General features: G+C 63.4%; 20 protein-coding genes. 7 read left to right on the top strand and 13 right to left on the bottom strand.

Annotated features, from left to right (window positions below; all coding sequences use genetic code 11):
• The first annotated feature begins 23 nt into the window (after positions 1-23).
• Together ACIQC5_RS05135 and ACIQC5_RS05130 are read left to right on the top strand one after the other, a co-directional pair.
• Positions 24-797, top strand: coding sequence for a GntR family transcriptional regulator (locus ACIQC5_RS05135; RefSeq protein WP_400280132.1), 774 nt, complete (start codon positions 24-26; stop codon positions 795-797).
• 23 nt (positions 798-820) lie between these two features.
• Positions 821-1720, top strand: a complete 900-nt coding sequence (locus ACIQC5_RS05130) for a PfkB family carbohydrate kinase (protein ID WP_400278991.1) — start codon at positions 821-823, stop codon at positions 1718-1720.
• Here the strand turns inward: ACIQC5_RS05130 and ACIQC5_RS05125 are convergent.
• From ACIQC5_RS05125 to ACIQC5_RS05105, 5 genes are all read right to left on the bottom strand, one after another.
• Entirely contained in the window at positions 1666-2730 is a 1065-nt protein-coding gene (locus tag ACIQC5_RS05125; protein WP_400278989.1) for an SDR family oxidoreductase, read from the bottom strand. The two genes, ACIQC5_RS05130 and ACIQC5_RS05125, sit on opposite strands and share 55 nt — an antisense overlap.
• The gene (locus tag ACIQC5_RS05120; RefSeq protein ID WP_400278987.1) at positions 2727-3341 is read right to left on the bottom strand and encodes a TetR/AcrR family transcriptional regulator; all 615 of its coding nucleotides are present in this window, start codon (positions 3339-3341) and stop codon (positions 2727-2729) included. The genes ACIQC5_RS05125 and ACIQC5_RS05120 overlap by 4 nt, the downstream gene beginning before the upstream one ends.
• Positions 3342-3427: 86 nt before the next feature.
• The gene (locus ACIQC5_RS05115) at positions 3428-3736 is read right to left on the bottom strand and encodes an acylphosphatase (RefSeq protein WP_400278986.1); all 309 of its coding nucleotides are present in this window, start codon (positions 3734-3736) and stop codon (positions 3428-3430) included.
• A 127-nt stretch (positions 3737-3863) separates the two neighbouring features.
• Complete coding sequence (locus tag ACIQC5_RS05110; protein WP_400278984.1) at positions 3864-4709, bottom strand: glycosidase; 846 nt, start codon at positions 4707-4709, stop codon at positions 3864-3866.
• Positions 4710-4875: 166 nt separating this feature from the next.
• Positions 4876-5907, bottom strand: coding sequence for an adenosine deaminase (locus ACIQC5_RS05105; RefSeq protein ID WP_400278982.1), 1032 nt, complete (start codon positions 5905-5907; stop codon positions 4876-4878).
• A gap of 82 nt (positions 5908-5989) precedes the next feature.
• On the opposite strand from ACIQC5_RS05105, the gene ACIQC5_RS05100 reads away from it, so the two are divergent.
• Together ACIQC5_RS05100 and ACIQC5_RS05095 are read left to right on the top strand one after the other, a co-directional pair.
• Positions 5990-6895 carry an MSMEG_6728 family protein gene (locus ACIQC5_RS05100; protein ID WP_400278980.1) on the top strand — a complete coding sequence of 302 codons (906 nt, stop codon included), beginning with the start codon at positions 5990-5992 and terminating at the stop codon, positions 6893-6895.
• Between the two features lie 139 nt (positions 6896-7034).
• Positions 7035-7442 carry a DUF1622 domain-containing protein gene (locus ACIQC5_RS05095; RefSeq protein ID WP_400280130.1) on the top strand — a complete coding sequence of 136 codons (408 nt, stop codon included), beginning with the start codon at positions 7035-7037 and terminating at the stop codon, positions 7440-7442.
• Positions 7443-7535: 93 nt separating this feature from the next.
• Here the strand turns inward: ACIQC5_RS05095 and ACIQC5_RS05090 are convergent, their stop codons facing one another.
• Complete coding sequence (locus ACIQC5_RS05090) at positions 7536-9926, bottom strand: Tex family protein (RefSeq protein WP_400278978.1); 2391 nt, start codon at positions 9924-9926, stop codon at positions 7536-7538.
• A gap of 90 nt (positions 9927-10016) precedes the next feature.
• Between ACIQC5_RS05090 and ACIQC5_RS05085 the strand changes: the two genes are divergently transcribed.
• The gene (locus ACIQC5_RS05085; protein ID WP_400278976.1) at positions 10017-10313 is read left to right on the top strand and encodes a hypothetical protein; all 297 of its coding nucleotides are present in this window, start codon (positions 10017-10019) and stop codon (positions 10311-10313) included.
• Positions 10314-10340: 27 nt separating this feature from the next.
• On the opposite strand, the gene ACIQC5_RS05080 is transcribed toward ACIQC5_RS05085, so the two are convergent.
• Positions 10341-10772, bottom strand: coding sequence for a CBS domain-containing protein (locus ACIQC5_RS05080; protein WP_400278974.1), 432 nt, complete (start codon positions 10770-10772; stop codon positions 10341-10343).
• A gap of 367 nt (positions 10773-11139) precedes the next feature.
• Here ACIQC5_RS05080 and ACIQC5_RS05075 point away from each other — a divergent pair, with 367 nt between their 5' ends.
• The gene (locus ACIQC5_RS05075) at positions 11140-13365 is read left to right on the top strand and encodes a hypothetical protein (RefSeq protein WP_400278973.1); all 2226 of its coding nucleotides are present in this window, start codon (positions 11140-11142) and stop codon (positions 13363-13365) included.
• Positions 13366-13470: 105 nt separating this feature from the next.
• On the opposite strand, the gene ACIQC5_RS05070 is transcribed toward ACIQC5_RS05075, so the two are convergent.
• Complete coding sequence (locus ACIQC5_RS05070) at positions 13471-13923, bottom strand: nucleoside deaminase (RefSeq protein WP_400278972.1); 453 nt, start codon at positions 13921-13923, stop codon at positions 13471-13473.
• A 95-nt stretch (positions 13924-14018) separates the two neighbouring features.
• Between ACIQC5_RS05070 and ACIQC5_RS05065 the strand changes: the two genes are divergently transcribed.
• Positions 14019-17597 (top strand): TM0106 family RecB-like putative nuclease, encoded by a 3579-nt coding sequence (locus tag ACIQC5_RS05065; RefSeq protein WP_400278970.1) that lies wholly within the window; start codon positions 14019-14021, stop codon positions 17595-17597.
• Between the two features lie 66 nt (positions 17598-17663).
• On the opposite strand, the gene ACIQC5_RS05060 is transcribed toward ACIQC5_RS05065, so the two are convergent.
• From ACIQC5_RS05060 to ACIQC5_RS05040, 5 genes are all read right to left on the bottom strand, one after another.
• Positions 17664-18437 (bottom strand): triose-phosphate isomerase family protein, encoded by a 774-nt coding sequence (locus ACIQC5_RS05060; RefSeq protein ID WP_400278968.1) that lies wholly within the window; start codon positions 18435-18437, stop codon positions 17664-17666.
• Positions 18438-18471: 34 nt separating this feature from the next.
• Positions 18472-19821, bottom strand: a complete 1350-nt coding sequence (locus ACIQC5_RS05055) for an MFS transporter (RefSeq protein WP_400278966.1) — start codon at positions 19819-19821, stop codon at positions 18472-18474.
• 191 nt (positions 19822-20012) lie between these two features.
• Positions 20013-20777 (bottom strand): SDR family NAD(P)-dependent oxidoreductase, encoded by a 765-nt coding sequence (locus ACIQC5_RS05050; protein WP_400278964.1) that lies wholly within the window; start codon positions 20775-20777, stop codon positions 20013-20015.
• A gap of 19 nt (positions 20778-20796) precedes the next feature.
• On the bottom strand, positions 20797-21774 hold the full coding sequence (locus ACIQC5_RS05045) for a 3-hydroxyacyl-CoA dehydrogenase family protein (protein ID WP_400278963.1): 978 nt from the start codon (positions 21772-21774) through the stop codon (positions 20797-20799).
• Between the two features lie 2 nt (positions 21775-21776).
• A complete protein-coding gene (locus tag ACIQC5_RS05040; RefSeq protein WP_400278961.1) occupies positions 21777-22259 on the bottom strand; it encodes a ribose-5-phosphate isomerase in 483 nt (160 codons plus the stop codon).
• Between the last annotated feature and the right edge of the window lie 2 nt (positions 22260-22261).

The raw sequence follows: 22261 nt of genomic DNA, 5'->3' as shown, positions 1-22261 counted from the left end.
ATCCGATCTTGAGTGAGGCACCCTTGACCGACAATGCCGTCCAGTTCCTGTCCCGGCCCATCGCACCCCAGCCTGGCCAGCCCCTGCGCGTTGCGGCATACTCCCGCATCGCCGAGGCGATCAGGACCAAGCTCCTCCCGCCCGGTTCCCTGCTCCCAACAGAGACCGAACTGGGCGTCATGATGGACGTCAGCCGCACCGTGATCCGGGAAGCGCTGATGCTCCTGGAGGAAGACGGACTGACCAGGGCACGCCGCGGCGTCGGCCGATTCGTGGCTGATTCGTTGCCGCGGATCGGGATCGAACACATCCGCCCGTTCGATCAGCTCCTGGGCGGCCCGGACCAGGACATCCAGGTCAAGCGCGTAGCGGCCATCAAACAGCCTGCGTCCGAATTCGTGGCTCCCGGTGTTGGCGTGCAGCCGGACGAAGACTGCTGGTTCTGGGAAAGCGTGCTCATCAGGAACGGTGAGCCCGTGGCCCACCTCCAGGAGAATGTCGCCCAAGGAATCCCCGAGGCCGAGGCATTGGTTGCCGCAGCCGAAGCTCCAACCCTCTCGGCGTCCACCCTTCTTGAAGTCCTGTCCGACCTCCCCGGCGCCACCCTTGGGCCCGGCGAATGCGAAATCAGCCTGAGTACCGCAGGTCCCAGCCGCGCAAAGTTGCTGGACCTCCGCCCCTCCGAACCCGTCCTTGTCCTCACCCAATACGTCCGCCGGAACGGCTCCCCGTTCTACCTTGCGAAATGCCTCGTCGCCGCCAAGGCCGGGCACCTGTCCGTCATCCAGTCCTCCTGAATTCTCCCGAAAAAGGTTCTCCCATGAGCTCTCCCCTCCAGTCTTCCGCGCGCCCTGCACTGACCATCGTCGGCAGCATCAACCTGGACATCACGGCGACCGCCAGCCGGCTCCCCTCGCCCGGCGAAACCGTGGGCGGCGCAGTCCTTCGCCAGCAGCCCGGCGGTAAGGGCGCCAACCAGGCCGTCGCGGCTGCCCGTCTCGCCGGCAGTTCGCGCATGGTCGGGGCAGTAGGCCAGGACGACGCCGGACGGAACCTTCTCAGCGCCATGGCGAGTGCCGGCGTCGACACCAGCTCAATCGCCCAAGTAGATGCCCCCACCGGAACGGCGCTGGTGCTCGTGGACAGCGACGGCGAGAACCAGATTGTTGTCTGCCCTGGCGCGAATGGCTCCGTGGCTTTGGACGGTGTCACCTTCGGCGCCGACGAGGCAGTGCTCTGCCAGCTCGAGGTGGACCAGGAACTCGTTCTGGAAACAGCCCGCCGCACCCCAGGTTTCTTCGCCTTGAACGCCGCCCCGGCCGCGCCGCTCATCCCCGAACTCCTGGAACGCTGCGACCTGGTGATCGTCAACGAGACCGAGTATGCGCTGATTCCCGCCCTCAAGAACGCGCCGCTGGTCGCAGTGACCTACGGCGGCGATGGATCGGCCATCTTCGAGAATGGCGAACGCGTGGCCGAGGCCCCGGCTGTTCGGGTTACGGACATCGCCAACACCATTGGCGCCGGCGATGCCTTCTGCGCGGCGTTGGTCCTGGCCCTTCGTTCGGGACTTGAGCACAGCCATGCCCTGGCCGTGGCGAACGCTGTGGGTGCAGACGCTGTCCGGGACCCCGCGTCCCAGCCCGCGCTGAAGACGCTGGAGCACTACATCGAAGCGACCCGGCCTGCGGCTGCGGCCGGTTCTCCCGCCACCAAGTAATCCGCCCAACGCTTCAAGGCAACATCCACTGGCGGGTGGCGCAGTCCGTGCGCCTCCGCCAAGGCGACTGCTGCCGCCGTCGCATACCGATCCTCAGACAGGAATGACAAAGTCTCGGGATCCGCCCCGGTGAGTTTGGCGGGCAGCCTCTTCAGCAAACCGCTGGGGATCCTGAGCCACGGGACCCTGACGTTCAGGTGTTTTCCGAGCATCCTCAACAGGTCCGGCAACGGTGGTGTGGCGTCATCGAGCACCCAGTACGAGGCATTTTCCGCGTCGGGGCTGATGGGGATCAGCGCCATGAATGAGGCAAGATAGTCGGCCGCGACCACCGGAACGAACGTGCGGCCATTGCCCGGAAGCGCGGGCAGCTTTCCTCGGAAGAGGTCCACCACACTGGTGGCGAGGCCCAGCACCTGCCCGGATTCGCCCCTGACGGAATCCCCGATCACTGTGGCAGGGTTGACCATGGTGAAGGGCACGCCCAGCGAACGTGCGGCCGCCTGCACCACGGCATCCGACTCGACCTTGGACCCTTCGTAGGCGCCCAAACGTTTGTATTCCCTGGCACGCCGGGCATCATCCCACGGCACGCGAGTGGGGTCCTGGCCGCCCACCCGGTAGCCGGAAAGATGCACCAGCCTGGTCAGCGCAGGCAGCCGCGCCGCGAACCGGACCACGCGTTCGGCGCTGGTCACGTTCGCGGTATAAGCAGCCTCGGCCCCCATGCCAAACGCGAAGGCGCCAGCGACGTTGTGGACCTCAGTCACCGAACTGAAAGCGCTCGACGTCGGATCCTGGCCCAAGTCGTCGCGGTTGAAGTTCACGAGGGCTTGCGTTGCGCGTCCGTCCGCATCGTGGTCGCGGAGCCACGAGGCCAACCGCGTGAAGGATTCTTCGCTGCGGACAGCGGCCGTGACTCGCACATCCTGCAGGAGGAGTTCGCGGACAAGCCATTTTCCGATGTGGCCCGTTGCCCCAAACACCAGGGCGTGCCGTTGTTCCGTCATTCGCCTGCCTCCCTTACTTGAGTATCAAGTGCCGTTTGAAACAGGGTTTTGAGGGTGCTCGCGGCGGCCTCCAGGGGCTGGGTCGATTTGTGGGCCCGGGACAGAATCAGAGAGCCTTCCACCAGGCAGATCATGGACGTGGACAAGGGGCGTGCCTGCTCTTCCCGGATCCCGAAAGTGGACATATAGCCGGACACTGCGCTGATCCACGCCTCGTACACCTGGCTGCACGCCTCCCTGAGCGGCTCGTTCTCCGACCCCGCATCCAGGGCTACCGATGAGACCGGACACCCGGCTTGATAATCACTGGTTTCCAGGATGCCCTTGAGCTCGGCAACGAGTACGTCCACGACGCCGTCCGGCGATGTTGCCGCTGCGGTGGCCTTCCCGATGAGTTCGCCGAATTGATCGCCTGCCAGCCCTACCGCGGCAATCCCGAGTTCGGTTTTCCCTTCCGGGAAATGAAAGTAGAGCGAGCCTTTGGGAGCTCCGGATCGCGCGAGCACCGTATTGAGGCCCGTTCCGTGATAGCCCTGCAGCTGGATGAGGGCGAGCATGGAGTCGACCAAGCGCTGCCGGGTAGCGAGTCCTTTGGGATGCGAAGTAGCCATGTATTGATAATAGACCAGTCTATATATTTTTGCTTGCACATTACCCGAGACCACTTCGCCGGTCTGCGAGAGTATCGCTGAGTTCGCTAGCCGATGATTCGAAACTCGGAAAACTCCCCAGTTGCTGGGGAAACTTCAGATTCGACATGCTCAACCCTGCCCGGCGCGTGCGACGATTTCAGCCAGCTCAGCATGTCCTGGATGTCAGACTTTGAGCCTTCAGCAACGAGTTCCACTGCGCCGTCGAACCTGTTCCGCACAGTGCCGGTCAACCCAAGCCTGTCGGCCTTGCGCGCAGTCCAATACCTGAAGCCGACACCTTGGACGATGCCCGTCACGGTGGCTGACAGCCGGTCTTTGATGTTCGCTTGATCCGAGGGGATTTCCGGGGACATGGACTCAATGTAGCGCTGCAGCCGCGCCCTGCCGAGGCCCCGGTCTCAACGAAACACGCCCTCGTTCGAAATACTCTCCGCACAAGGGCGAGGAGATCGAACAAGGGCGTGTTCAGAAGGCGTAGCGCTAGCCGATCACGATGTCGTGCGTGGCGTGACTGTACGTGAAGGTGACCGGACCGCCGTCGTGGTTCAGCTCGTGGTTGGCACCGTCTCGGGCGCCAAACGCACCGTAGTTCTCGTCCCAAGCGCGGTTGAGCGCGATCTTGTACGTGTAGAACCCGGCAGGCAGTTCAGCGGTCAGCGTCCACACCTGGACCAGCGGGTTGAACTCCATCTGGGCTTCGTCGTACTGCGGAGCCCAGTCCTCCGGTGCACCCAGGATCTTGTTGAAGTCACCGGCGATCGCCACAGCGTCCGGCTGGGGCAGGGTCTCGACGGCGGGAGCCGCCGCTTTCTTGGCCGGCGCCTTGCGGGTGGCCGGCTTCTTGGCAGCAGCAGCCTTCACAGCCGGGGCCTTGGGGGCAGCCGCTTTCGCAGTCGCTGCCTTCGGCGCTGCAGTCTTCTTTGGGGCGGCTGCCCGCTTTGCCTTCGGCTTGGCCGGCGGGGCAGTGGGGACGGCGACGTCGGCTGGCACCGGAGTGCCGGCGTCGAGCGCTTCCGCGAAACCGGTGGCGTCAGCAAACGCGACCGTGGCGCGCAGGCCGTCGTCAGGAATCGTCCATCCCGAGCGGCCCTTGACCAGCCAACCGGCCTTGACCAGCTTGGCGGATGCTGTGGTGAGCGTCTTGTGACCGCGGGGAATGCCCCCGCTGAGAAGTTCAGCCTCATGGTCGTTGAACGGGACCCGGGCAGTGGCTTCGGCCAGTACCTCACCGGCGTTCAGCGTGGTGCCGGACCAGACTCCTTCGGCGAGGATGTCCAGTACGGCCTTCAGACGAAGGTTGGTGTTCTCGGCGGTGGTGGCGCCCATGCTTCTCCTTCTACGGTGGATAGTCCCTTGCAGTTTGCCAATGATTTGTTAATTCGCGCGACTGTAATTGGTTAACACCGTGTGTCGTGACTGAGTGTGACTTCGCGGCCGCAGCAAGTGATCGACGGGTCTCGGCTGGCGCAGGAAAAGGGCCGAAAATGAGACACTACTCCCCCGGCACCGAGGCCTTCACCCAAGCCGTGACCTCCTCCAGCAATTGTGCTTTCCGGGCATCGCTCGCGAACGAGGAGTGGATCGAGTTGACGGCAAGGGTGGCTTGCTCCGGCACGGAGAACTGATGGACGGCAACGAGCTCGGCGAAGTTGTCGTCCACGTAGCCGCCGAAATAGGCGGGATCGTCCGAGTTCACGCTGACGTTCAAGCCGATGGCAAGCATGGCAGGAAGGGGGTGGTCGGCCAGCTTGTCCACGGCCCGCAACCGGACGTTGGACAACGGGCAGACGGTGAGCGGGATTTGCTCGGAAACCAGCCGCTGCACCACGTCCGTGTCCTCCATGCAGCGGATGCCGTGGTCGATCCGCTCCACATGCAGCACGTCCAGTGCCTCGGTGATGTAAGACGCCGGGCCTTCTTCGCCCGCGTGCGCGATCCTGCGCAGGCCCGCTTCGCCTGCGCGCTGGAACAGCCGCTCAAATTTCGACGGCGGATTACCCACCTCGGCCGAGTCCAGCCCGATGCCGGCGATCGGGGCGTGCATGGCGAGGAGCTGATCCAGAACTTCCAGTGCGGATTCCTCGGACATGTCCCTTAAGAAAGCGGCGATCAGGAGGGTTGATACGCCGAAGTCTTCTTCAGAAGTTGCCAGGGCGTTGGCCACACCGTTGACGACTGTCTCCAGCGGCACTCCCCTGGACACGTGCGCCTGGGGGTCCATCATGATCTCCGCGTGGCGAACCCCACCGGCAGCGGCTCGTTTCAAATAAGCACGCGTCATGTCCGTGAAGTCCTGCTCGGTCTGGAGCACAGCCATGTTGGCGTAGTACAGGTCCAGGAAGGACTGCAGATCAGTGAACTGGTATTTTTCGCGCAGTTCTTCGATGTCTTCGTACGGCAGTTCGATGCCGTTGCGTTCGGCCAGGGCAAAGATCAGCTCTGGCTGGAGAGTCCCTTCGATGTGCAGGTGCAGTTCGGCAACCGGGGGCGCCGTGGTCGTCGTTTTCTCGCCAAATGTGTCCACCCGACAACTCTAGGCCCCTTCTCAGCACGTGTCCCGGAGCACTCAACTTGGTTCTGCGCGCTCGCACCCCCAAACTGAAAGGATGCAGACTTTCCTCCCCTTCGCCGATTTCCGCGAGAGTGCCGCGGCGCTCGACACAACGAGACTCGGCAAACAGCGCGTCGAAGCACTCCAGATCCTCCGCGCGCTGGTCATCCCGGAGTACGGCTGGCAGGCACACCCGGCCGTGCGCATGTGGATGGGCCATGTTCCTGCGCTCACCATGTACGGCCTGGCGATGGCCGAGGAATGGATGGATCGGGGACACCCGGACAACACGCGCGCCAGCATCACCGAGTTCGCGCCCCAAGCCGCGCACCCGGGTTATGCGGACAAGATAGTGATGCCACCATGGCTGGGCGACGAGGACCTGCACCGGAGCCACCGTTCCAAGTTGATCGGCAAGGATCCCAAGTTCTACACGCAGCTTTTCCCCGGAACCGAGGAAAAGCTTGAGTACATCTGGCCTGAACCCCGCCACGAGTTCTACCCCGAAGACCCGGAAGAAGACCGGCTCTGGATCCTTCGCGCCACCGTGGACGAACTCCGCCCGGAGCAGCTCACCACGGTGAGCATGCCGCCCCACGGCAAAGCGAAGGCGGCCAACACCAACCCGGACGAATACCAGTTTGTGTATGCCGAGGAAAAGTCCCGCCGACAGGTGGGCGGCCCCAAAAAGCGCCCTGTAAAGCAGCTTGAGAAGAAGCCGACGCGCAAGCGCCAAGCTCAGGAGACGGCGTTCAACACCCTGCCTGGCAAGACAGAACTCGCGGTCCCGTTCGACGGCGGACAAGTCTTCGCCGTGGGCAAGGTCCAGGGCCGACCCATCACGGTGGACGGCAAATTCGCCCGCAACTTCGAGGTCACGGACGTGGTCAAGCGCGCGGACTTCGACTACCCGGCTCTGCTGCAGGATCCCCGGGTCTTCTTCCCGATTCCCGCACTGTAAGGGTTTTCACTAACGCACGACGGCGGCACCTGGGTTTCGTAGCTACGGACCCTTGGTGCCGCCGTCGTTGTTATGGCTCGATTTCATGGCGCCGTATGAGACGGTGGAGGCACACGGCGTGCACTACCCGGGGAGGACCATGGATTTCCAGCGCATCATCGAAGTAGTTGGCCGGTACATGGATTTTGCCGGCGTGGCCGTCATGGTTGTTGGAGCGCTTGTTTCGATTCCGCTTGCCCTCCGCGGCTACCAGCCCAAACGAGCCAGCGGCCTCGCCCCGTTTTCGCCGTATCGCTCTTACCGGCAATTACTGGGACGGTCCATCCTGTTGGGCCTGGAACTCCTGGTGGCAGCCGACATCATCCGCACCGTCGCAGTAACCCCCACGTTCGAGAGTGTGGGCGTCCTGGCGATCATCGTGCTGATCCGGACATTCCTCAGTTTCTCCCTCGAGCTGGAGATCACCGGCCGCTGGCCGTGGCAGAAGGAAAAAGAGTCCGACGGCGATGCCCACCTGCGGGAGCCGACGCCCTCAGCAACCCCCTAGCCCACTTGTCACCCCCTAACGGACTATTCACCAGCGCACGCGGTGGTGAATAGTCCGTTTGGCGGTGACGTCCACCGGACATTGTGCACCCGGCTACTTCCCGAGCCCAGCCCTGCGCAGAGCTTCGGCCATGGCTGTGTTGGCTGGGGCCTGGGACTGCTGAGGCTTGCCCTGACGGCCTTGGCCCGGATTCGCCTGACGTTCGCCCTGACGTTCGCCTTGGCGAGTTGAACCCTGGCGAGGTGCACCTTGGCGCGGGTTGGCCTGGCGGCGCCCGCCCGCAGTGCCGGGTTCGTCGTCGAGCCTCAATGTCAGGGAGATGCGCTTGCGCTCGGGATCGGCTTCGAGGACTTTGACCCGAACCACTTGGCCGGACTTCACGATCTCACGGGGATCGGACACGAACTTGTCGGACAGAGCGGACACATGAACCAAACCGTCCTGGTGAACTCCGACATCCACGAAGGCGCCGAACGCGGCAACGTTGGTGACCGTGCCTTCCAGGATCATGCCGGGCTTGAGGTCGGAGATCTTCTCGATGCCTTCCGAGAACGATGCCGCCTTGAACGCAGGGCGGGGATCGCGGCCGGGCTTCTCCAGTTCCAACATGATGTCTTTGACCGTGGGCAGACCAAACGTGCCGTCAACGAACGCCTGCGGATCCAATGCCGTGGCAGGCCCACCGCCGGCAGCAACCAGAATCTTGCGGGCCACGGAGTAAGCCTCGGGGTGCACGCTGGAAGCATCCAACGGCTCCGCTCCCCCGGTGATCCGAAGGAACCCGGCACACTGCTCGAACGCTTTGGCACCGAGGCGCGGCACCTTCTTGAGGTCGCTCCGCTTGGCGAACGGGCCATGCTCGTTCCGGTAAGCAACGATGTTCTCGCTCAGCAGAGGCCCGACGCCGGCCACTCGGCTGAGCAACGCGGGCGACGCTGTGTTCACGTCCACGCCCACGGCGTTCACGCAGTCTTCCACCACGGCATCCAGTGATCGGTCCAGCTTCGCGGCGGTGACGTCGTGCTGGTACTGGCCAACGCCGATGGATTTCGGCTCGATCTTGACGAGTTCCGCCAGCGGATCCTGCAAACGGCGGGCGATGGATACCGCACCACGGAGGGACACGTCCATGCCGGGAAGTTCGGACGCGGCAAGAGCCGATGCCGAGTACACGGACGCGCCGGCCTCGGAGACCACCAGCTTCTGTATGCCCGTGGATCCTGCCGCTTCAAGGGACTTGATGAGCTCGTTGGCCAGCTTGTCAGTCTCGCGCGAAGCAGTGCCGTTGCCGATCGCCACGAGCTCCACGTTGTGCTGCTTGGCGAGGCGCCCGAGGGTAGCCAGTGCCTCGTCCCACTTCTTGGCGGGGGCATGCGGATAGATGGTGTCTGTGGCCACAACCTTGCCCGTACCGTCCACGACCGCCACCTTCACACCGGTCCGCAGCCCCGGGTCCAGGCCCAGCGTGGACCGGTTGCCAGCGGGGGCAGCGAGCAAAACGTCGCGCAGATTGGCCGCGAAAACCCGCACGGCTTCATCCTCTGCATCGGCAAACATTCGTCCGCGGAGGTCCGTGGTGAGGCGGTCCAGGATGCGTCCGCGCCAAGCAAGCTGGGCGGTCTGCGTCAGCCAGGCATCGGCAGGCCTGCCCTGGCTGGCGACCCCGAGGCACTTGGCCACAGCGTTCTCGTACCGGCCGCGGGCGGCGGCCAGGGCGTCGTCGTCGGTGGGGTCTGCCTCAGCGAGGTCCAGCTCCAGCACACCGTCCTTCTCACCGCGCAACAGCGCGAGCACGCGGTGCGACGGCATGCCGGACGGCACCTGCGTGAAATCGAAGTAATCCTTGAACTTCTGGCCCTCGGCTTCCATGCCCTTCTTGACCCGGGACGCCATGCGGCCTTGCTTCCAGAGCCGTTCGCGGAGGTCCTCGGCAAGATCGGCGTCCTGGCCGACGCGCTCCACCAGGATGGCGCGGGCACCGGCGAGCGCGGCAGCGGCGTCGTCGATGGAGTGTTCGGAATTCAGGTACTTGGCGGCTTCAGCCTCGGGGTTCAGCTGCGGGTTCGCGAGCAGGACATCGGCCAACGGCTCCAGTCCGGCTTCGCGGGCGATCTGGGCTTTGGTGCGCCGCTTGGATTTGAACGGGAGGTAGATGTCCTCCAGCCGGGCTTTGGTATCGGCCCCGACGACGGCGGCCTCAAGTTCGGGGGTCAGCTTGCCCTGGGCGGCAATCGCCTCGAGCACGGTTCGGCGCCGCTCTTCAAGCTCGCGCAGGTATCGGAGGCGTTCCTCCAGTTCCCGCAATTGCGTGTCATCAAGGGTTCCGGTGACTTCCTTGCGGTACCGGGCGATGAACGGGACGGTGGATCCGGCGTCGAGCAGTTCCACCGCTGCCTTGACCTGCCAGGCCTTGACGCCGAGTTCCTCGGCAATCAGGGCGTGGATGGCGGAGTCAGCTGACTGGTGTTGGGGAAGTTGAGTCACCCTGACAGTTTGCCTTACCCCGCCGACAGTTTCAGGTCCGCGTTCGCGGAAGGCCTATCCCGGCGGCGCGGATAGTGCTGTAGTGAGATCATGCAGGAACTGCTCATCATCCTTCAGGACGGGTTCGTATCCGATGACGTGACCGTGACCGTCAACGGAAAGGAGGCCGTCACGGAGCGGGATGTCTCCACCAAGATGTTGCTGGGAATGGCGGACGAAATCACCGTGGAACTCCCTGCGAAGGGAGCAACAGTGGGAGTGGAAGTCAGCAGCCGACAACTCAGTGCCTCAAAAAAGCTCGCCGGCAAACCGAAGAGCCTCATCGTTTCCATTGAAGACGGTGGGCTCGTGCTGCGTGAAGGAACGGGCCGCGAGGCGTTCCTCTAGGAGGAGCGCTTCGCGGCGGCTGGATTTTCAGTGATTCATGGGGTGCTTGGCGGAGATGTGCTCCACCATTTCGCCGACGCGCTCTTCGACGTAGTTGCGGGCAATGTCGCCTTGGCTGATGATGCCCACCAGCTTATGGTCGGAGATGACAGGCAGGCGGCGGACCTGGAATTTCTCCATCATGGCGATGGCGTCGTCGATGCCGGCGTCAGCGTCAATCCAGTGCGGCTTGCCCAGCGCCAGTTCGCGGGCCAGGACTTCGCGGGCGTCCCGTCCCTCGGCAACGCACTTGACCACGATGTCGCGGTCTGTGATGAATCCGGTGAGCTTTCCGTCGTTGCCGCAGACGGGAAGTGAACCGCAGTCCAAGTCCCTCATGAGCACGGCGGCTTCCTGGAGAGTCTTGTCCTCGGCGATGCACTGGGCATTCGTCGTCATGAATTCACGTACGACACTCATGGGTCCTCCTTCATCGATTGGGGTTATCGACGCGGGGCGTTCGGCACCGACGCCGATGATGCCAGCCTACGCCGGGCGCGAATGCCTGACTAGGCGCTACGCACATGGGCCAAGACAAAAAATCAAACTTCCTCTGGATATAATCCATTCGGTGGAGTATTCTCGTCTTGGGTTACACACGGCTTCTGGGCAAAAGGCCACATCGACTCCTCAGCACCCTCACACGCATTGCCTCGCCCTGAACCGTCATGCCGAATTCCCGCAACGAGATGGCCGCTGACAGACTCGCACCGTCACCTTCAGCGCACCAACGGGCGGCACCGGCGAATGCACATTGACTGCTTGCCAGAGCGAGAAAGACCGTCCCATGGACATCCCCAACGTCCCCAGTCCCCTCTACGTCCCTGTCCCTAACACCTCGGATTCCGTTCCATTCCCGCCCGCCGGTCCTCAACCGGCCTCCTTTGAAGATTGGTGGCGCTGTTGGCGCACGGCCGCCATCAGCGGCCGGTACGAAGGAAACCAAGGCGGCGCCGGCCCGATCGGCAGCGCCTTGGACCTCAGGCTCGACGTCGACCCCCGCCAAGGCGTCGAATCCCCGGTCATGAACAAGGTCAGTGGCGATTTTTTCAGCACACGCCTTGTTAAAGCAGGCGGTGTGTCCCAACTCGTGAAGACGTACGTGGAGTCCTGGATCGTGGACACCCCCGTAGTCACCATGAACCGGTCCGAAGCGCACATCACAGGGACCGTCCGTTTTTGGAAGGGCACGCATCCTGCCACCACCGTTGAGATTGTTGTGTCGTGGTCCCATGGAGCGATCACGGGGGCCGTCGCCACGTTTACGGCCGGAGGCGTCGTGGGCCAGCCCTACGCCTGCACCTACCGCTCGGACTGCTTCCGCGACATGAACCTGGAATTGGACTACTGCTCGTCAGTGGACATTGAACCCAAGGTCCCCGTGTACAACAGCCACGCTCACAACAACCGACCGGCAGACCTCTCCAACCGGACCATCACCATCGAATCGTCGTACAAAGACGCCGGGATCGCCGTCACGGTGGATCCTGTACACACGGTGATCGACGACAGCGCCGCTGGGTTCGCCTCCTGGAATGTCGGCGAACTGCACGATGCCATGGAAACCTCGTTCGGCAAGTTCAATTCCGGCTGGCCAGCATGGAACATGTGGGGCGTTCAGGCCGGCCTGTTCGACAGCGCCGGCGTGGGTGGCATCATGTTCGACGCCGCTGCAGGCTTTGGCGGCGCTGGCCGCGGTCCCGATCGGCAGGGGTTCGCCGTGTTCCGCAACCACTCATGGTTCACCAACCTGGTATCTACGCCGGGTAACCAGGACCAGGCCTGGGCCATGCGCCACTTCCTGTACACCTGGGTCCACGAAGCCGGTCACGCCTTCAACTTCCTGCACGCGTGGGACAAAGCCCGTCCCGATTCACTCTCCTGGATGAATTACGACTGGAAGTACGATCAGCGCAACGGTGCCGACACTTTCTGGGCCAATTTCAGGTTCCGCTTCGACGACGACGAACTGCTCCACATGCGCCACGGCGATCGCGCCTCGGTGATCATGGGCGGCGACCCGTGGGCATCCGGTGGACATCTTGAATCCCCTGCCGGCGCCATGACCGTGTCCGGTCCGGGCAGCGACGTGGAATTGACGCTGTCAGCCAAGGACCACTTCGACTACATGGAACCGGTGTCCATCGAGTTCCGTCTGCGGAACACCAGTGATCTCCCAGTGTTGGTGGACGGCAGGCTGGATCCCAGGTACGGAAATACCACGGTGTACGTCCAGAAACCCAACGGGACAGTAACCCTGCACGAATCAGTGGTGTGCTTCTACGGCCTGCCGGAACTCGTCACCTTGGCACCCGCCCCCGAGGGCGACAGTGACGGAAGCGACCGCTACAGCGAACTCGTCCAGCTCGCGTATGGAGTACAGGGCTTCGCTTTCGATGAACCAGGCCAGTATCTGGTCCGGGCCGTCTACTCCACGGACGGTATCATCCAAGCCTCCAACACCTTGCCGCTTCGCGTAGGGTTCCCCGTCACCAGGGAAGAGGACCGCTTTGCACCGGCCTTCTTCACGCGGGAAGTCGGCCTGACACTCGCTTTTGAAGGCTCCATGTCGCCCTACCTGAGCAAAGGGCTGGACGCCTTGACCGAGGCAGCCGAGCGCTTCGGCGGCGAGCCGTTGGGCGTCAAGGCCGCCACCGCCGTCGCGCAGAGCGTGGGTGATGACTTCTACAGGCGCAAGGAGGACAAGATGGTCAAGCACCACAGCGCAGACCCTGAGCGGGCACTTGCGTTGACCGATGCCGGACTCGCCAGCTACCAAGAGGGTAGCGGGGCAGCGAACAACCTCGCCTACCGGAACCTCGTGGAACTGCGCACGGACCTGCACGTGAAGGCGGACGACGCCGCCGCGGCAAAGTCCGAGGTAGAGACCCTCGCCAAGGATCTGGGGACCCGCGGCGCCAACGCCGCCGTAGTGGCCCAGGTCAGGGAATTGATCCCTTCAACTCCGGCGGCCCGTTCCCGCCGGTCGGCTCCGAGGAAGCCTGCCAAATAGTCGTCGGATGACTCTTTGACATATGGCTCCTCCGCAGCCGGCGACGACGGCACCTCCCCCTAGGTGCCGCCGTCGCTCTTTCCGTACTACTCGGTCTTACGCCGCTTACTCAGCGATATCTTCGGCCCAGAGTTCCGGGTGCTGCTCCTGGAACGAACGCATCATGTCTACACAGCGGGGGTCGTCCAGGACAATGACTTCCACGCCTCGCGAGCGGAGCAACTCGAATTCGCCAGGGAAAGTCCTTGCCTCTCCCACTACCACCCGGGGAATCTTGAATTGAATGATGGTTCCCGTGCACATCGCGCACGGCGCAAGGGTGGTGTAAAGCGTGGTGTCCCGGTAAGTCTTTTGGCGTCCTGCGGCCCGCAGCGCAGACATCTCGCCGTGGGCTATGGGGTCGCCGTGTTGGACTCGCTCGTTGTGGCCGCTGGCGATGACTTCACCGCCCCTGGCCAAGGCCGCGCCAATGGGAATGCCTCCTTCACGGAGGCCCTTCTGTGCTGCCTCGTATGCTGCTTCGAATGCCGGGTCTGCGGTGCGGGCTGTATCAGTCATGGGTGCAGTCTAAAGCGGGCGTCTAAATTGTCGGTGGCCGCTGGTAGCTTGGCTGCAAGGAGTTCAGGTTGGTCGGCAACAGGGAGTAGGTCACGGTGTTCTTTCTCGATCCTGAGGTAGCGGGCGCCCCGCAGGACCTTGTCTTTTCTGCCAGCGACCTCGTCATTGCCGCCACGTGCGAGTACCAGTTGCTCAGGAAACTCGACGAAAAGCTGGGCCGTTCTCCCAAGCCTGACTTTGCGGCTGATGCCATGTTGGAGCGCACGGCCAAGCTGGGTGATGTCCACGAGCACCGTGTTTTGGACGAGTTTGTGGCTGGGTTTGGAACCTGGGACGCCGCCACTGGCAGGGGCGTTTACGACGTCGTCCCCGCCGTTGCGATGGACCGCGCCACTCTTTCGGCCAAGCATGCGGAATCCATCGACGCCCTGCGCGCCGGAGCGGATGTGGTGTTCCAAGCCGCTTTCTTCGACGGTCAGTTCCATGGGCGCTCGGATTTCCTCGTGAAGCAGCCTGGCGGCCACTACGCTGTCTTCGACACCAAACTGGCACGGCATGCCAAGGTCACAGCGCTCCTGCAACTTGCCGCATATGGCGACCAGCTCCTGAAGGCGGGCATCACCCCGGACCCTACGGTGACCTTGGTGCTCGGCAACCGTGTCCACAGCGATCACCCTCTTGCGCAGATCCTCCCAGTCTTCAGGGAACGCCGGGAACGCTTCCTTGGCATGACCGAGGCACATATCCTTGCTGGCGGTCCGGTCGAATGGGGCAACTCCCGGTACTCAGCCTGCGGCCGCTGTGACTATTGCGCCGAGCAGGTCCAGCTGCACCGGGACCTCCTCATGGTGGCAGGCATGCGCATCAGCCGCCGCAAGAAGCTGATCGAGGCCGGAGTCACCACCATGGATCAGTTGGCAGCGATGCCGGCCACCGGCGATTCCACGCTGCTCAGGCTCCGTGAGCAAGCCCAACTCCAAACGGGTACAGGCACTCCGGACGGCACCGTAAAGTACGCGGACAAGGCTGGAGAAGCCAGGGCCGTGAGCTACAAGGTCCTGCCGGACAACACGCTGGGCAGACTGCCGAAACCGGATCCGGGCGACATCTTTTTCGACTTCGAGGGCGATCCCTTGTGGCAAGATCCGGCCACCGGGAAATGGGGTCTTGAGTATCTCTTCGGTGTCATCGAGAACCCTCTTGAGCCCGGTGCTGAGCCTGTGTTCCGGCCCTTCTGGGCGCACTCACGCGCTGAGGAGGGGCAAGCGTTTGTGGACTTCCTCGAGTACGTGGCCGAGCGCCGCGCCACATATCCCGGCATGCACATCTACCACTACGCCTCCTACGAAAAAACGGCTCTGCGGAACCTTTCCCTGACGCATGTGGTGGGCGAAACCGCCGTCGACGACCTCCTGCGCCAAGGCATCCTGGTGGACCTTTACGACACCGTCCGCCACAGTATCCGGGTCTCCGAGAATTCCTACAGCATCAAGAAGCTGGAACCCCTGTACATGGGCCAGCATCTGCGCTCCGGTGATGTCACGGACGCCGGCGCCTCGGTTGTTGCTTACGCGGACTACTGCACCGCCCGGGACACCGAACACCCGCAAGAGGCTGCCGCCATTCTGGAAAGTATCCGGGACTACAACGAGTACGACTGCCTCTCAACGCTGGAATTACGCAACTGGCTGCTGGCCCGTGCCGCGGAGCGCTCCATCGTTCCGGGTGGTCCGGTGGAGGAGGAACCTCGATCAGATACCGAGCCTGAGAAATATGAGGCTCCGCCGGAAGAGAAGGCCCTTTTCGAGTACCTTGCCGGGCTACCCGCGGATGAACAGTCATCACCGGATTCCCGAGCCATTGGCATTGTTGCGGCCGGGGTCGGGTACCACCGCCGCGAGGACAAACAGCATTGGTGGGGGCACTTCGACCGGCTGGAGAAGCCAACCTCGCAATGGGACGATTCCCGCGATCTCTTCATTGTTGACCACGCTGAGCTGCTGCAGGACTGGGCCAAACCAACCCCTCGCAGTAACCCTGCACGGATCGTTAAACTGCTCGGCCGGTCCGGTGACGGCGCGGGATTGGACCCGGGCAAGAAGTACTTCAGAATGTACGAGTCCCCGTTACCGGACGCTTTGGCTGCCAAGGAATCCTCGGTGCTCGGCCGCGCGGGCTGGAGCCAGACCAAGGTCATCGAGGTCGGCGAAGAGGAGGACTTCGAGTCGGTCACCATTGCCGAGGGGCTTCGCAACGACTCAACCGAGTTCTCTCAAACTCCCATGGCGCTGACCCCGGATGGCCCGATTCCGACGAACGGCCAGAAGGCCGCATTGGCGGCATTGGCCACCAAACTCCGCGCATCGTTGCCTTCCTGGCCCAAGGACCCTGCCTTGGACCTGGTCCGCCGGCAGCCGCCGAGGCTGCGCACCCTCACCCACCTTCCACCCGTTCCGCCCGGCCCGAATGGCTACATCGATGCCATCACAGCGGCCGTCAAAGACCTGGACCACTCCTACCTGGCCGTCCAAGGTCCTCCAGGCAGCGGGAAGACCTACGTTGGCGCCCACGTTTTGGCCAGACTGGTGGCCGACGGCTGGAAAGTCGGCGTCGTGGCGCAGTCCCATGCCGTAGTAGAGAACATGCTCTGCGCCGCTGTGGAAAAGGCGGGGATCGATCCGTTGCGGGTGGCCAAAGAGGTCAAGCACGATGAACCTGTGCCCTGGACGAACTGTGCCAAGGGTGACGTCGAAGAGCTTTTGTCCAAACCCGGCGGCGCCCTGGTCGGAGGGACAGCCTGGGCCATGGTGGGCAAGGAAGTCCCCGCGGGTTCGCTCGACCTCCTGGTCATCGACGAAGCGGGACAGTTCTCGCTGGCCAACACCATGGCCGTCAGCCGGGCGGCCAAACGGCTCCTGCTCCTGGGCGATCCGCAGCAACTTCCGCAAGTCACCCAGGGCACGCACCCGGAACCGGTTGATGAATCAGCTCTGGGCTGGTTGTCGGATGGCTACAACACGTTGCCGCAACACCTGGGCTACTTCCTGGGGTTGTCTTGGCGCATGCATCCCGAGCTGTGCAGCGCCGTTTCCGAGCTGTCCTACGACAACCGGCTTGAGGCGGCTCCCGCAGCCGCCATGCGTGAGCTGGAAGGGCTCACCCCCGGAATTTCCTGTGTCTACGTCCCTCACACCGCCAACTCGACTGCCTCCTCCGAGGAAGCTGTTGAGGTGGTGCGGCAGGTCCAAGCACACCTCGGCCTGAAGTGGCTGAACCCTTCCGACTCCCCTGAGCGCTGGCCCCTGGAGGAGACGGACGTCCTGGTGGTGGCTGCCTACAACGCCCAGGTCCAGCTGATCAAACATGAGCTCCGGGCTGCCGGGCTGGGCAAGGTGCGCGTAGGTACCGTGGACAAGTTCCAAGGCCAGGAAGCCCCGGTGGTCATCGTCTCCATGGCTGCATCAGCAGCTGGGGAAGTCCCCCGCGGCATGGAGTTCCTGCTTTCCCGCAACCGGATCAACGTGGCGGTGTCGCGCGGTCAATGGCGTGCCGTCGTCGTGCGTTCGCCCGAACTGACCAATTACCTGCCGACGCACCCGGAGGGCCTGGAAAACCTGGGCGGTTTCGTCGCGCTCTGCCAGCGTGGGGTCGCCTCAGTGTCCTCGCCCAACTAGGTCGCATTAGTGCGCGTTTTGACGGCTCAAAACGGCATCTGCTGCTACCTAGTTGGGAGGGGGTGGCTAGTTGGGAAGGGTGAGAGCGAGGGCTTCGTCCAGCACCAAGCCGAAGTTTGCGGCGTCGTGCGCGAAACGGCCCAGGAAGAGCCCGGACAGCCCGTCGAGTTCAGGCAACAACCCGGGCTTGGCCGAGCCGCCGTAGATGATGGGAAGCCCGCCGAGCTCGTGGTCGGCCAACGAAGAACGCAGTGCTGCCACCATTTCTGAGACATATCCAGCCGCGGCCGGCTCAGAGGCACCAATTGCCCACACGGGTTCATAGGCAATGACGAGTCGCCAGGCAAGGGACCAGTCGCCTGACACCGCAGCCTTGATCTGCCGGAACACGGTCTCCGCGGCAGCCTCCGGCTCACCCGCCATAGCCTCCCCAACGCACAGCAGCGGCGTGAGCCCGGCGTCGACGGCGGCACGAACCTTGCGGGCCACCGTGCTGTCGTCTTCGGCAAAGTACCTACGCCGCTCCGCATGGCCGATTTCCACGAGCCCCACTCCGAGCTCCGCAAGCATGGACGGCGACACTTCCCCGGTCCACGGCCCATCGGACCAGCCACAGTTCTGCGCACCCAGCACCAGAGGAGATCCGGCCACCAACTGTGCGGCTGCGGGCAGCACAGGGAAGGACGGAATCACGAACGGGACAACCCGCCCGGCCGCAAGGGCCGGACGGGCATCCACTTCCGCCACCAGCTGCTCCAGCCACGTAAGGCTCTGCGCGTAGCCCATGTACATCTTGGTGCTGACACCTATGTAGACGGTGTCGGCCGGTGTGGATTGCAACGGAGTCTCCTGGATGGATGGTTGGTTGGCTGAGCTACTTGCCCAGGAGTTCGTCGGCCTTGTTGCTGAATTTCTTCGTGCCGAACATCATCACTGCGGCGAGAAACGGCAGGACACCCAGGGCGTAGACACCCATGGTGCCGGTGTCCGAAGCCGTCACCTGATTGACCGTGGTGCGCAGGATCGGAGCCACGAATCCGCCCAGGTTGCCGAGCGAGTTGATCAGGCCGATACCGGCAGCCGCGGCAGTTCCGGTGAGGAACGCCGTCGGGTATGACCAGCAAATGGGACCCGTCGACAGGAAGCTGCACACCGCCAAGGTGATGAAGATGATGCCAAGCGCCGGCTGGTGGCTGGCGCCGGCCCAGGCGGAACCGAAGATGCAGAGACCAGTGGAAATGAACAGGGCGGTACCCCAGCGGCGACGCCGGGCCACGGTGTTGGCCGCCTTCCCGATGAAGTAGCAAGCGAAGATACCGAAGAACCACGGAATCGCAGCCATGAGTCCGACGGCGATGCCCACCTTCTGCCCCGTCAGCTGCGCCACCTGCTGTGGCAAGTAGAAGGTCACGCCGTAGACGGCCACCTGCAGGCAGAAGTAGATGACCGTGAAGTACCAGACGCGGCCATTTCGCATGGAGGCCAGGACGCCGCGCGGTCCGGATTCCTCCTTCACGGTGTCTTCCAATGCCATGACGTCGGTGAGCGCAGCCTTCTCTTCCTTGCTCAGGAACTTGGCGTCCTGTGGGCTGTTGATGAGGAAGAAGTACGCCGCAATACCGGCCACGACAGCGAGCATGCCTTCAACGAAGAACATGACCTGCCAGCCTGCGACACCCGGAACCTGGTCGCCGATGTTGATGAGCCAGCCGGACAGCGGCGCTCCCATCATCTGTGAGAACGGCTGGGCCAGGTAGAAGATGGCGAACATCTTCACGCGGACTTTGTTGGGGAACCACGCCGCCAGGAACATGATGACGCCCGGGAACAGACCGGCCTCGGTGACGCCCAGCAGGAACCGCAGGATCACAAAGGACGTCTCGCCTTGGACGAACGCGAAGCACGCGGACACGATGCCCCACGTGATGGCGATCCGGGCGAGCCAGACTTTGGCGCCGAATTTGGTGAGGAGCAGGTTGCTGGGGATTTCGAACAGAGCGTAGCCGATGAAGAAAATACCGGCACCGAGCGCGTACGCACCGGCGGTGATGCCCTTGTCTACCTCCAGCGCGGCCTCGGCGAAGCCAACGTTGGTGCGGTCGAGGAACGCAACCACGTACAGGATGACCAGCATGGGCATGAGCCGCAGCGAGGCCTTTGAGATCGCCGATTTCAGGACCGGCGTATCCAGCAATTCTTTGGTGGAATTGGTGGCAACAGACATTGAAACTCCTCGTTGAGTAACCAGTTGAGTAGTCAGTTGGGTAATGACTGATGAGTAGATGTGGCAGGGATCAGCGCGGGAAGAAGATCAGCACCATGCCCACAGCGCAGGCAAGGATGCCCACGGCGAGGTAGATCTTGCGTTCCCTGCTCCAGGTCTTCATAGGGTCCAGCTCTTCATGGTTCCCCGACCTAGTGCATGTACAGTCCGCCATCCACATTCAGCGTCTGGCCGGAGATGTATCCGGCATCCTCGCTGATGAGGAAGGCGATGGCGGCGGCGATGTCGCGCGTGGAACCCACACGGTTCACCACGAGGTCCTTGGTCAGTTCGTCCTTGCGTTCCTGACTCAGCGTTCCGCCCATGATGTCAGTGTCGATGGGGCCCGGAGAGATCGCGTTGACGGTGACGTCGTACTCGCCCAGTTCGCGGGCCGTGGCGCGGGTCAAGCCGATCACGCCGGCTTTGGCTACCGAGTACGGCGTCTTGGAGAACGTGCCACCACCGCGCTGCGCGGACACTGAGGAGATGTTCACGATCCGGCCGATCCGGTTCTTGACCATGGATTCGGCCACGCGGCGGGTGGCGTAGTGGACCCCATTGAGGTTGATGTTCAGGACGCGGTCCCACTCGGCGGGCTCGAGCTCGAGGTAGCCGATGGGCGAGCTGACACCGGCGACGTTGGCCAGCGCGACGATCTGCGGCAGTTCGGCTTCGAGTTCGTCGATGGCGGCACGGACCTCGGTTTCGATGGCGACGTTCGCACCAACGCCGTGGGCTTTGACGCCGTATTCCGCGGCGATTTCCTTGGCCGCGATCTTGCAGGCGGCGTCGTCGAGGTCGATGATGCCGATGTTCCAGCCTTGGGCGGCCAAGTAGTTGACGGTTGCGCGGCCGATGCCTCGTTCGGAAACGGCGCCGGTGACGATTGCCGTGCGTTCAGCGGGGAAAGTCATGTGTATTGCTCCTCTTGAATTAGTTGATGGGTGCCGGGCCGAGCTCTTCAATGAGCTTCTGCATGGCGACGTAGGCCTTGTTGCGGTACGCGATAAGTTCCGGTGTGCGTTCGGCCGGGACGTTAAGGAAGCCGGCGCCGGTCTTGGTGCCGAGCTTGCCTGCCTCCACGAGGTCAGAAAGGATCTTCGGCGTCGCGAAGCGTTCCGGGAAGCCGGTCTGCAGCGATTTGTAGCAGAAGTTGTAGACATCCAAACCGGCCATGTCCGCGATCGCGAACGGACCGAAGAACGGCAAGCGGAAGCCGAACGTCGTACGGACCAGCGTGTCGACGTCGTCCGCGGTTGCGATGCCTTGCTCCACCAGTTGCGCCGCTTCGTGGAACAGCGCATACTGCAGGCGGTTCAGCACGAACCCTGTGACGTCCTTCACGACGGCGGTCTGCTTGCCGGCCGCATGGACCAGCTCGCGGGACGCGGCAACAGTGGCGGCGGCGGTGCCGGCGTGCGGAATGACCTCGACGCCCGGAATGAACGGCGACGGGTTGGAGAAGTGCACGCCCAGGAAGCGCTCCGGGTTGGTCACGGCTTCTGCCAGGGCGGCAATGGAAATCGTGGAGGTGTTGGAGCCGATCACAGCGTCCGGGCGGGCCGCAGCGCTGATCCGCGCGAGGGTGGCGTGCTTGATTTCGAGTACCTCGGGCACGGCTTCCTCAATGAAGTCTGCGTCCGAAACGGCTTCCTCGATGTCCTTGGCGGCCCACAGGTTCTGCTTGAGAATCTCGGTGGCGCCGGCGGGGAAAAGGCCGTCCGCAACGAACTGATCGGACTCAACCAGCAGGCGGTCGTAGTTCTTCTGCGCGATCTCGGCAGAAACATCGGCCAGCGCCACACGCGCCCCGCCGAGGGCCAGCACCTGGGCGATGCCGCCGCCCATGTACCCGGAGCCAACGACGGCGATCTTCCGCGCTGAGGTGGCGGGGTTGGGGGTTTCGGTCATGATCAAACTGCCTTCGTGTAATCGGGCTCGTAGGAGCAAATGGCGTCCACCTTGGCGGCGGATGATGAATTTTGGTCGAAGCGGTGCTCGAGCCACTCCCCCACGAGTTTCTTGGCCAGTTCCAAACCAATCACGCGCTGGCCGAGAGTGAGGACCTGGGCGTTGTTGCTCAGGACGGACCGTTCCACGGAGTAGCTGTCGTGGGCGGTGACGGCGCGGATTCCGGGTACCTTGTTGGCCGCGATGGCGACGCCCAGGCCAGTGCCGCAGATCAGGAGTGCCCTGTCGGCCTCTCCCTCGGCCACCTTCCGCGCGGCGTCTACGGCGACGTGCGGGTACGCGGTGGAATCGTTGGGACCCACCCCGACGTCGGAAACGGAGGCCACGCGCGGGTCGGCTTCCAGTAGTGCCAGGAGTGCCTGCTTGTATTCAACTCCCGCTTCATCGTTGCCGACGACGATGCGCCAGCCCTCGGTGGTGCTCATGC

The sequence above is a fragment of the Paenarthrobacter sp. NPDC092416 genome (assembly GCF_044755025.1).
Taxonomy (GTDB): domain Bacteria; phylum Actinomycetota; class Actinomycetes; order Actinomycetales; family Micrococcaceae; genus Arthrobacter.
Note: the sequence above shows the minus strand (reverse complement) of the source record. Positions and strands in the feature narration are given on the sequence as shown.

Excerpts from the sequence above, each read along its gene's own strand:
- ACIQC5_RS05115 (WP_400278986.1), bottom strand. The coding sequence starts at position 3,736 with ATGTCCCCGGAAATCCCCTCGGATCAAGCGAACATCAAAGACCGGCTG.
- ACIQC5_RS05040 (WP_400278961.1), bottom strand. The coding sequence starts at position 22,259 with ATGAGCACCACCGAGGGCTGGCGCATCGTCGTCGGCAACGATGAAGCG.
- ACIQC5_RS05070 (WP_400278972.1), bottom strand. The coding sequence starts at position 13,923 with ATGACTGATACAGCCCGCACCGCAGACCCGGCATTCGAAGCAGCATAC.
- ACIQC5_RS05095 (WP_400280130.1), top strand. The coding sequence starts at position 7,035 with ATGGATTTCCAGCGCATCATCGAAGTAGTTGGCCGGTACATGGATTTT.
- ACIQC5_RS05110 (WP_400278984.1), bottom strand. The coding sequence starts at position 4,709 with ATGGGCGCCACCACCGCCGAGAACACCAACCTTCGTCTGAAGGCCGTA.
- ACIQC5_RS05080 (WP_400278974.1), bottom strand. The coding sequence starts at position 10,772 with ATGAGTGTCGTACGTGAATTCATGACGACGAATGCCCAGTGCATCGCC.
- ACIQC5_RS05130 (WP_400278991.1), top strand. The coding sequence starts at position 821 with ATGAGCTCTCCCCTCCAGTCTTCCGCGCGCCCTGCACTGACCATCGTC.
- ACIQC5_RS05075 (WP_400278973.1), top strand. The coding sequence starts at position 11,140 with ATGGACATCCCCAACGTCCCCAGTCCCCTCTACGTCCCTGTCCCTAAC.
- ACIQC5_RS05045 (WP_400278963.1), bottom strand. The coding sequence starts at position 21,774 with ATGACCGAAACCCCCAACCCCGCCACCTCAGCGCGGAAGATCGCCGTC.
- ACIQC5_RS05120 (WP_400278987.1), bottom strand. The coding sequence starts at position 3,341 with ATGGCTACTTCGCATCCCAAAGGACTCGCTACCCGGCAGCGCTTGGTC.
- ACIQC5_RS05050 (WP_400278964.1), bottom strand. The coding sequence starts at position 20,777 with ATGACTTTCCCCGCTGAACGCACGGCAATCGTCACCGGCGCCGTTTCC.
- ACIQC5_RS05085 (WP_400278976.1), top strand. The coding sequence starts at position 10,017 with ATGCAGGAACTGCTCATCATCCTTCAGGACGGGTTCGTATCCGATGAC.
- ACIQC5_RS05055 (WP_400278966.1), bottom strand. The coding sequence starts at position 19,821 with ATGTCTGTTGCCACCAATTCCACCAAAGAATTGCTGGATACGCCGGTC.
- ACIQC5_RS05100 (WP_400278980.1), top strand. The coding sequence starts at position 5,990 with ATGCAGACTTTCCTCCCCTTCGCCGATTTCCGCGAGAGTGCCGCGGCG.
- ACIQC5_RS05125 (WP_400278989.1), bottom strand. The coding sequence starts at position 2,730 with ATGACGGAACAACGGCACGCCCTGGTGTTTGGGGCAACGGGCCACATC.